Genomic DNA, 10,656 nt, shown 5'->3' on the forward strand with positions numbered 1-10,656 from the left:
GCTGTTATTTTTATATATTTACTTACTAAATAACAACTAACCTACTATGAAAGCAATCTTTAAATTATTACTACTAGTTCTTTTTGTTACAATAGGGTGCACTAAAAAAACAACAGAAAAAGAAGTTGTTACAAAACCTCAAGAAGATACGTATGTTAAAGATAACTATACAAAAAAAGAAGTAAAAATTACCATGAGAGATGGTACAAAACTACATACTACCATATACTCACCTAAAAATACAACTAAAAAATACCCTATTCTGTTTCAACGTACTCCTTATAGTTGTAGACCTTATGGAGAAGATAAGTTTAGAACCAAAATTGGACCAAACTTAAACTTAATGAAAGAAGGAAATATTATTGTATATCAAGATGTTCGTGGACGCTGGATGAGTGAAGGTATTTATGATAATATGCGTGCTTTTATTCCTAATAAAACTGAAAAACAATCGGATGAAACTACAGATACTTATGACACGATTGATTGGTTAGTAAAGAATGTAGATAACAATAACGGAAAAGTAGGTACTTGGGGAATCTCTTATCCTGGTCATTATTCAACAGTTTCAACTATTAATGCGCATCCTGCTTTAAAAGCTGCTTCACCACAAGCTTGTATCGGTGACTTTTTCTTTGATGATTTTCACCACAACGGTGCCTTCTTATTAAGTTATTTTAAAGCCATCTCTTTATTTGGAACCTATAAAGATCAACCAACTGATTCTGCTTGGTATTCATTTCCTAATATGAAAACCCAAGATCAATACCAATTTTTCTTAGACAAAGGCCCTTTAAAAAATTTAAACGAATATTTTCAATATGAGAAATTAGATGTTAAAACAACTGAAAACAAAAATCGTATTGATGATTTTTTCTGGAAAGAAATTGTAGAGCACCCAAATTACGACTCAATATGGCAAAGCAAAGGAATTATTCAACATTTAAATAAAGTACCTTCAACTGTAGCAACCATGGTTGTTGGGGGCTGGTTTGATGCAGAAGATTTATATGGTCCTTTAGAAACCTATAAAGGAATAGAAAAAAATCAACCTAACAATTATAACACACTTGTTTTTGGTCCTTGGGATCATGGAGGATGGTCAAGAAACATAGTACCTAATAAAGTAGGTAACTATTATTTTGGGGATTCAATTTCATTAAAATTCCAAAAAGAAGTAGAAACAAAGTTTTTTAATCATTTCTTAAAAGGTGATGGCTCAAAAAACTCAGGATTACCAGAAGCTTATGTCTTTGATACAGGAAAAAAAACATGGAAATCATATGATGTTTGGCCTCCGAAAAATGCACAAAAAGAAACTTTTTTCTTATCTGAAAATCAAGAATTAACAACTTCTAAAAAAGGAAACTCTAAAATCAATTTTATTAGTGACATTAAACGTCCTGTACCGTATTCAGAAGATATAAAAACTGTTTTTACTCCTCGTAAATACATGACTGATGATCAAAGATTTGCAGCTAGAAGACCTGATGTTCTAGTATTTGAAACTGATGTTTTAAATGAAGACTTTACGCTTTCTGGTGATATATTAGCTAAATTAAATGTTGCTACTACTGGAACAGCAGCTGATTGGATTGTAAAAGTTATAGATGTTCATCCTTCTGATTTAAAGAATGATAATAAGGAAATGCAAACACATTTAAAATTAAGTAACTATCACCTTATGGTACGTAGTGAAATTATGCGTGGACGTTTTAGAAACAGTTTTGCTAAACCTGAGCCTTTTACTCCTAACAAAAAAGCTTCAGTAAATATTAAATTGCAAGATGTATTTCATACATTCAAGAAAGGACATAAACTTCAAATTCAGGTGCAAAGTACATGGTTTCCTTTAATCGATTTAAATCCTCAAACCTATGTAGATAATATTTACAAAGCGGATAAAAAAGATTTTAAAACACAAACACATTCTGTATTTACAGATTCTAGTATAGAATTTTCTGTTCTAAAATAATAGCAATAAAAATGAAAAAACTAATTTTATTATTAACTATAGCGTTAACTATAAACAGTAACGCTCAAGAGAAAGCAAAACCAGTATTTAAAAACGGAGAAGCTCAAATTGTTGAAGCTTTTAGTTCTCCGGATAAATGGTTGCGTCATGACTTATGGGTAGAAACAGAATTTGATACTGACGGTGATGGAAAACTAGACAGAATGCATGTAGCAGTAACAAGGCCTGATCAAACAGAAAAACAAGGATTAAAGCTTCCAATAATCTATGTTTCTAGTCCGTATTTCGCTGGAGTAGCTCCAGAAGTAGATGGTGCTTTTTGGAATGTAAAACACGAGCTTGGTGAAAAAACAGAAAGGCCTGTACATCCAGAAGTAGTTAGAAGAGGAAAAAGACCAATTATTTCTAATTCACATATTAGAAAATGGGTTCCAAGAGGATACATTGTAGTACATTCATCTTCACCTGGAACAGGTTTATCACAAGGTGCTCCTACTGTTGGTGGAGATAACGAATCTTTAGCTCCGAAAGCCGTTATAGATTGGTTATGTGGAAGAATAAAAGGATACACTACTCCTTATGGTAATGAAACTGTAACAGCGTTTTGGTCAACAGGAAAAGTTGGTATGACAGGTACTTCTTATAATGGAACAATACCATTAGCTGCAGCCACAACTGGTGTTAAGGGCTTAGAAGCCATTATACCAATTGCACCAAACACTTCTTATTATCACTATTACAGATCTAACGGTTTAGTTCGTTCTCCTGGAGGTTATTTAGGAGAAGACATTGATGTTTTATATGACTTTATTCATAGTGGTGATGAAGCTAAAAGACCTTATAACAATAAAACAGTTAGAGATACTGAAATGCTAAATAACATGGATAGAGTAACTGGAGATTATAATGATTTTTGGGCTGGTCGTGATTATTTAAATGATATGAAACCTATGAAGGCTGCTTTATTAATGTCGCATGGTTTTAACGACTGGAATGTAATGCCTGAACATAGTTATAGAATTTATAAAAGAGCAAAAGAGATGGGGATTCCTGCTCAAATTTTCTATCATCAAAATGGTCATGGAGGTCCACCTCCAATTAAAATGATGAACAGATGGTTTACACGTTATTTACATGGAATAAAAAACGATGTTGAAAATGATAAAAGAGCTTGGATTGTTAGAGAAGATGATAAAAGAACTGAACCAACAGCTTATAATGAATATCCTAATCCTGAAGCTAAAGAAGTTGTTTTTCACTTAGGTAAAGACGGTTTAAAAACAGGAAAATTAAAATTAAAAAAGAACTCAAAAAAAATAAGAGAAACTTTAACTGATGATTATAATTTTTCAGGTAAACAATTAGCCAAAGCATCTGAATCAAAAAATAGATTATTATATGTTACTCCTATTTTAAAAGAAGACATTCATATTTCTGGAGTTCCTAGTATTACGGTAAAAATTGCAAGTAGTAAACCTGCTGCAAATTTATCTATATGGTTGGTATCTTTACCTTGGAACGATACAAACAATGCTAAAATAACAGATAATATTATTACGCGTGGTTGGGCAGATATACAAAACCATAAGTCATTAAGAAAAAGTAATCCATTAAAACCAGGGAAGTTTTATGAAATGACTTTTGATTTACAACCAGATGATCAAATCATAAAAAAAGGACAACAAATAGGACTGATGATTTTTTCTAGTGATAGTCAATTTACATTATTACCTAAACCTGGTACAGAACTAACTGTAGATTTAAAAGATACTAAACTAACATTACCAATTATTGGTGGAACAAAACAAATTAAGAAGAGCTACTAAACTTAGTATCTCATATTTTTATAAACAAACTCGTAATCTAACAAATTACGAGTTTGTTATTTACATCCCTTTTCAATTATGCTTTAATCCTAAATCTTCTTGAAATTTTTACCAAAAAGAACTCTTCTCTTACTATTTAGTACTTAATAGCTTTCTTATAAAATATAAGTGTACTTTTGCAGTATTAGAACGCTATATGACATTTAAACAATTAGGGCTAGAAGCTCCATTATTAAAAGCACTTGAAAAACAAGGCTATACAAATCCAACACCTATTCAAGAACAAGCAATACCTATTTTATTAAAAGGTACTGATTTACTTGGTGTAGCTCAAACTGGAACTGGAAAAACAGCTGCTTTTGGAATACCAATAATAAATACCCTATCTAAAGAGGTATCCAAACCTCAAGGGAAAAGAAAAATAAAAGCTTTAGTTGTTGCTCCTACTAGAGAATTAGCAATTCAAATAGGGGAAAGCTTTACTGCTTATAGTGAATTTACTAATCTTAGAAATACTGTTATTTTTGGAGGAGTAAAACCTGCTCAACAAATAAAAACCTTACGTAATGGCGTTGACATTTTAGTTGCTACCCCAGGACGTTTGTTAGATTTAATGGATCTTGGACATATTACATTTCGTAATCTTAAACATGTTGTTTTAGATGAAGCTGATCAAATGCTTGATATGGGCTTTATACATGATATTAAAAAAATCATAGCTAAGTTACCCCCTAAACGACAATCTCTTTTCTTTTCAGCTACCATGCCACAAACTATTGCTGAATTGTCTAAAAAAATGCTAGGTAAGTTTGAACGTGTTACTATTAAACCTCAACAAGCTACTGCCGAAAAAGTTGAACAAGGTGTCTATTTTGTTAGTAAAAAGAATAAACCTAAGTTATTAATTCATTTATTAAATGAAAAACCTAATGAATCAGTTTTAGTATTTTCTAGAACTAAACATGGTGCTAATAAAGTAGTAACTAAACTTGGACAAGCAGGTATTAAATCGGCTGCTATTCATGGAAACAAATCACAAATGGCGCGTCAAAAAGCTTTAAAAGCTTTTAAGGATGGTTCTTTAAAGGTTTTAATAGCTACAGATATTGCTGCTCGTGGTATTGATGTTGATGATTTATCTTTAGTAATCAATTACGATCTACCTAATATACCTGAAACTTATGTACATCGAATTGGTAGAACAGGTAGAGCAAATGCCAGTGGTGTTTCATTATCTTTTTGTATGACAGAAGAACGACCATACTTAAAAGATATAGAAAAACTAATAAAACAAAAAGTTCCAAGACTTGGTGAGCATCCTTTTATGGAAGAAGATGATCATGTTGAAGAAATGTCTGTTAAGAAACCTTCAAAACAACGATCAAAAAACAACACTAAGCCTCGTGGTAATGAAAGTGGGAATCGAACTAATTCTTCAAGAAATAGAAACAGGAATCGTAATAGAAACAGGAATAGAAACAATCCTAATAAAAAAGAGTAATTATTATAATCATTAACACTTTCTATTTAATTCTGTATTTCAACTAAATTTTCATGGATGTATCGAAAAAAATTGTTGGTCAAAAGATTCAGAAAATTATTTACAGTGAAGTTAACAATAATAAAGGTGAATTTTATTTTGACGGGTTTGATACTTTTGACTTTGCAATTAATATCCAAATGCAAAATGATTTTTGGTGGCATTTAGCATGGAAGGATGATGATTTTTTTGAATTTGGAAAAGGTTTATATCAAAAAAACTCACATTTAAGTTTAGATATAATTAAATCATGGGAAGCAAATAATAGATGGATTGATGTTTTAAATTCGTCTATTATAGATTTTAAAATATCTCATATAGATAAAGCCAAGCTTATACCTTCTTTAATTGAGATATCTTTTGAAAATGGAAAAAAAATAAAAATCTTAATTGCTGAAGAATTGAATGCTTACAATTCAATTCCTTTTGGCTTAAAATATGACTTTAATGGCAGAATTTATGTTATCCATAATTTAGATATACTAAAGGAAATAGAAGTATAATTTATAAATACTTCAAAAAATCACTTCTATCTATTTCATAGGCACCCAAACTAGCCAAATGCTCATTGTATACTTGGCAGTCTATTAACTTGTATCCTAAGTTTTTTGCTAAATGAATAAAAGCTACTTTACTCATATTACTTACTTTACTAAACATACTTTCTCCACAGAAAACACCATTCCCTAAATCTACTCCATACAAACCACCAACTAGCTTGTTTTTATTTTGAGAAGTATCAAAATGCCATACTTCGATAGACTTTGCATACCCTTTCTTATGTAATTCAATGTAAGCTTGCTCCATATCATCAGTAATCCAACTTCCATATTGATCATGCCTATCAATATATTTACAATTAAATACAACCTCTGCAAATACTTTGTTTTCTGTAATAGTAAAATCTTTTTTACGAAGAATCTGCTTCATTGATTTAGATACTTTTACGTCTTCTGGAAATAGTACCATTCTTTCTTGAGGAGCATACCAAACAATAGGTTCACCTTCATTAAACCAAGGAAAGATTCCTTTTTTATAAGCGTATATTAATCGTTCAACAGATAAATCACCCCCAAAAGCTAATACACCATCTTCATTTGCTACTTCATACGGAGGAAAATTTATTTCTTCACCAATCCAAATCATTATTTAAACATCTTAAATTTCACCGCTAAAATACAACTAAACCTATTAAATACACTAAACTTCCTACTACCATAGCAATTAATGTATAAGGTAAAATTTCTTTTGCTTTTAACTTTGTAATTCCTAATAGAGGTAATGCCCAAAAAGGCTGTAACATATTGGTTATTTGATCTCCATAGGCTAACGCCATAATAGCTTTAGGTAATGGAACACCTAACTTCAAAGCACTTTCAACTACAATAGGCCCTTGTACAACCCATTGCCCGCCTCCACTTGGAACAAAAACATTTACTATACCTGCGCTAAAAAAAGTGAAAATTGGTAACGTAGTAGTTGTGGAAATTGACACAAAAAAGTCAGAAATTAAAGTAACCATCCCTGTACTTTTCATTATTCCCATAATACCAAAATAAAGAGGAAACTGAATCAGAATACCAGACACATCACTTATTGATTCAGTTACTGCACTTGTGAATTTTTTAAAACTTCCATGTAATACTATCCCTAAACCTAACATAAAAAAATTGATTAGGTTAGGTGTGATTTTCAAACTCTTAATATCTTCAAAATAACGATAAAAAAAAGTTATCAAAATTAGTATACCAAAGGCATAAGCTAATAACGATGAACTATCTAATTTTTCGGCTTGGGTAGTTCCCTTATCTTCTTTACCCATTCCGTATTCTGGTAAATTTATTTTAGTAGGCGTTGCTCTTTTTCCTAAAAAATAAAAAGTTGTAGTTACAGCAATTACCACCATAAAAAAGATGACTAAGTTCCACCAACTAAATACTGTTTGTGAATAATCAATAAGATTTGGTATTTGTACTAATATTTCATCTGAAGAAATAGACTGCATTATACTTTTAATATGCCCACTCTCGTTTATTTTTATGGGAGCAGATCCAGAAATACCTCCGTGCCAAACCATCAATCCAACATAACCTGCTGCTCCAATAATTGGATAATTTAATTTGAAATTATTTTTTTGTGCATGCTCTGCAACTTTTCTAGCTAATAAAGCACCAAAAATTAACCCTAATCCCCAATTAAAAAAAGCGATAAACATTGTAGAACAACTTACTATAGCAGCACTCGTAGCAGTATTAGTACAATATTTTGTTACTTTTAAAATTAAATTGCTTACTGGTGTGCTTAAAACCAACACATGACCTAACACTAAAATTAACATCATTTGATATGCAAAAACCAATAAACCGTTAGTCCAAATACCTTTTTCCCAAAAACGCACTATGCTTAGTGAATATTCAAAGGTAGATGTGCTAATTGGTTTGGTAAGTATTAATGCTAAAAAGATAGTTATTAACGTTAATAAAATTGCTATCGTAAATGGAGATGGCAAATACTTTTTAAACACATTTTCAATAACCTGAGTAACTTTCATAAAACTACGTTTGTTTTGCTAAAATAAACAAATAGTGTAAATCAAAAATTAACTAGCTTTGCAGCATGGTAAAAGAACTACAGTTACGTGTTAATTTAATAGAAGAAAGAAAAGAAGATATTCTAAAAAAGAAAGCTTCTAGAAAATTAAGAATCCCAATTACAGATATTACAGCTGTAAAAGTTCTACGTAAATCTATTGATGCACGTAAAAAAGAAACTATTTTCAATTATAAAGTAGCTGTATATATAAATGAGCCTATTCCTGATACTCCAGATTATATTTTTGAATACAAAGATGTTTCTAATGCAAAAGAAGTGCATATAGTAGGATTTGGACCAGCTGGAATGTATGCTGCTCTACGCTTTATTGAATTAGGCTATAAACCAATAGTTTTAGAACGTGGTAAAAATGTGCAAGACCGTCGTAGAGATTTACGTGCTATTAATCAATTTCATGAAGTAAATGAAGATTCCAATTATTGCTTTGGTGAAGGTGGGGCTGGTACTTATTCCGATGGAAAACTATATACGCGTAGTTTAAAACGTGGTGATGTTCGTAGAATTTTTGAAAACCTAGTTTATCACGGGGCTACTGAAGAAATTTTAATTGATGCACATCCTCATATTGGGACTAATAAATTACCTAAAATAATTCAAAATATTCGTGAAAACATTTTAAAATATGGTGGTGAAATTCATTTTGAAACAAGAGTTACTGATTTTATTATAAAGAACAATAAACTACAAGCTATACAATTACAAAATGGTACTGAGATGGCCGTTAATTCTGTAATTTTAGCTACAGGTCACTCTGCTAGAGACATTTATGAATTGCTTCATAAAAAAGATATTTTATTAAAGGCAAAATCTTTTGCAATGGGAGTTCGTGTGGAACACCCACAAGAAATAATTGATCAAATTCAATATAGTTGTACTGGACAAAGAGATGAATTATTACCAGCCGCTGCTTATAGTTTAGTACATCAAGTAGGGAGCCGTGGAGTATACTCATTTTGTATGTGCCCAGGTGGATTTATTGTTCCTGCAGCTACTGCTAATGGCGAGGTTGTTGTGAATGGAATGTCTCCTTCACGCAGAAATAACAAATTTGCTAACTCAGGTATTGTAGTTGAAATAAATATTGACAAAGACTTACCTAAATACGAAAAGTATGGAGTTTTAAAAGGGCTTCAATATCAAAAAGATTTAGAAAAATTAGCTTTTAATGCTGGTGGCAGAAGCCAAGTTGCGCCAGCACAACGATTAACCGATTTTGTAGAAGGTAGATTATCTTCCTCTTTAAACGAAACTTCATATCAACCAGGAATAAACTCATCTCCAATGCATTCTCTACTTCCTAAATTAATTGGAGGAAAGTTACGTAAAGGATTTGCCGCTTTTGGTAAAAAAATGCATGGATACTATACAGCAGAAGCAAATATTATTGGAGTTGAATCACGTACCTCATCTCCTGTTAATATACCTCGAAAAGAAAACTTAGAGCATCCAGAAATTGAAGGCTTATTTCCTTGTGGTGAAGGCGGTGGATATGCTGGTGGAATTATTTCTGCAGCTATGGATGGAGAGCGTTGTGCAGAAGCTGCAATAGCACGTTTATAATTAACAAGATTTCTTTGATTTATCTCTAATTACCTTGTACTTTTGCAACTTATAAAAACTGAGTTCGTTATTTACGTCATGAGCCAAAAAAAGAATAAAAAGAAAATAGATAAACCACATTATAAACGATTACATAATTATTATAATCGTACTGGTTTTTATATGTTTATTTGGGAAAGTTTAAAAAAAGCTTTTTTTCCTATAGTTGGAGTAGTTATTGCTTTAATATTATTTAATAAATATGTTTATAATATTAATGATGGTTTACAAACCATGACTGAAACTTTTTCTAGAGTTGCTATATTAATTACTTTTTTTATATCTGAAACAATTTTAGGGTTAATTCCTCCTGAAATTTTTATTGCTTGGTCTAAAAAGACTTCAAGTCCTGTTTTAAATCTATCTATTTTAGCAGTATTATCATACTCTGGTGGATTAGCCGCCTACTTTATAGGAAGAGCTTCTTTAAAGATTGATTCTGTAAGAAATTATTTAGAAGTAAAAATGGCTAAAAACCTTAAAAACACTAGTAAATGGGGAGGTTTTTTAATTTTAGTCGGAGCCTTATTACCATTACCTTTTGCTATTAGTTGTTTAACTGCTGGTATGATTAAATACCCTTTTAAAAATGTAGTAATTGTTGGTTTATTTCGTTTTTTACGTTTTGCAATTTACGCTTGGGCTATTTTTAGCATGGTTAATTAATAAAAAATATAAATACTTTATGGGTGGATTATCTAACAATGACGTTTTTAAAAAATTACGTGTAGCACATAAGTTGCGCGATACTGATATCATTGAAATTTGTGCTTTGGTTGATTTTAAAGTTTCTAAAGGAGAATTAGGTGCTTTATTTAGAGCTGAAGACCATCCTAAATATATGGAATGTGGTGATCAAATACTACGAAACTTTTTAAATGGACTTATCATACATCTAAGAGGTCCAATGCCTCCAAAAAAGAAATAACTATTTTTATAAAAATAAAACCTTCTAGAAGTACTCTAGAAGGTTTGTTTTCCCCTTAAAATTTCTCTCTCAGATTAGTAACTGAGTGATGATACTACAAAGGTAAATATGTTTTTTTATTTTAAAAACGTATTTCTCGTTAAAAAAAATGTAATTTTTAGAGATTTTGTTTAAT

The 10,656-nt window shown here is 30.9% G+C and carries 9 protein-coding genes; 7 read left to right on the plus strand and 2 right to left on the minus strand.

Features of this window, described 5'->3' with window-relative positions; all coding sequences use genetic code 11:
* The first annotated feature begins 46 nt into the window (after positions 1-46).
* The 4 genes from ACKTTQ_RS12945 (at position 47) to ACKTTQ_RS12960 (ending at position 5,844) form a co-directional block, all read left to right on the plus strand.
* Positions 47-1,975 (plus strand): CocE/NonD family hydrolase, encoded by a 1,929-nt coding sequence (locus ACKTTQ_RS12945; RefSeq protein WP_408049427.1) that lies wholly within the window; start codon positions 47-49, stop codon positions 1,973-1,975.
* A gap of 11 nt (positions 1,976-1,986) precedes the next feature.
* Positions 1,987-3,801 (plus strand): Xaa-Pro dipeptidyl-peptidase, encoded by a 1,815-nt coding sequence (locus ACKTTQ_RS12950; RefSeq protein ID WP_408049428.1) that lies wholly within the window; start codon positions 1,987-1,989, stop codon positions 3,799-3,801.
* 196 nt (positions 3,802-3,997) lie between these two features.
* Entirely contained in the window at positions 3,998-5,302 is a 1,305-nt protein-coding gene (locus ACKTTQ_RS12955) for a DEAD/DEAH box helicase (protein WP_408049429.1), read from the plus strand.
* 53 nt (positions 5,303-5,355) lie between these two features.
* A complete protein-coding gene (locus ACKTTQ_RS12960) occupies positions 5,356-5,844 on the plus strand; it encodes a hypothetical protein (RefSeq protein ID WP_408049430.1) in 489 nt (162 codons plus the stop codon).
* A 1-nt stretch (position 5,845) separates the two neighbouring features.
* On the opposite strand, the gene aat is transcribed toward ACKTTQ_RS12960, so the two are convergent.
* Both aat and ACKTTQ_RS12970 read right to left on the minus strand, forming a co-directional pair.
* A complete protein-coding gene (gene aat, locus ACKTTQ_RS12965) occupies positions 5,846-6,487 on the minus strand; it encodes a leucyl/phenylalanyl-tRNA--protein transferase (protein WP_093870491.1) in 642 nt (213 codons plus the stop codon).
* Between the two features lie 25 nt (positions 6,488-6,512).
* Positions 6,513-7,892, minus strand: a complete 1,380-nt coding sequence (locus ACKTTQ_RS12970) for a short-chain fatty acid transporter (RefSeq protein WP_408049431.1) — start codon at positions 7,890-7,892, stop codon at positions 6,513-6,515.
* A gap of 65 nt (positions 7,893-7,957) precedes the next feature.
* On the opposite strand from ACKTTQ_RS12970, the gene ACKTTQ_RS12975 reads away from it, so the two are divergent.
* The 3 genes from ACKTTQ_RS12975 (at position 7,958) to ACKTTQ_RS12985 (ending at position 10,481) form a co-directional block, all read left to right on the plus strand.
* Positions 7,958-9,514, plus strand: a complete 1,557-nt coding sequence (locus ACKTTQ_RS12975; RefSeq protein ID WP_408049432.1) for an NAD(P)/FAD-dependent oxidoreductase — start codon at positions 7,958-7,960, stop codon at positions 9,512-9,514.
* A 78-nt stretch (positions 9,515-9,592) separates the two neighbouring features.
* Positions 9,593-10,219 (plus strand): YqaA family protein, encoded by a 627-nt coding sequence (locus tag ACKTTQ_RS12980; RefSeq protein WP_093870488.1) that lies wholly within the window; start codon positions 9,593-9,595, stop codon positions 10,217-10,219.
* Between the two features lie 19 nt (positions 10,220-10,238).
* Entirely contained in the window at positions 10,239-10,481 is a 243-nt protein-coding gene (locus tag ACKTTQ_RS12985) for a DUF1456 family protein (RefSeq protein WP_093870487.1), read from the plus strand.
* The last annotated feature ends 175 nt before the right edge of the window (positions 10,482-10,656 follow it).

Origin of the sequence: Tenacibaculum halocynthiae (assembly GCF_964512825.1) — a bacterium.
In the GTDB taxonomy this organism is placed as follows: Bacteria; Bacteroidota; Bacteroidia; order Flavobacteriales; family Flavobacteriaceae; genus Polaribacter; species Polaribacter halocynthiae.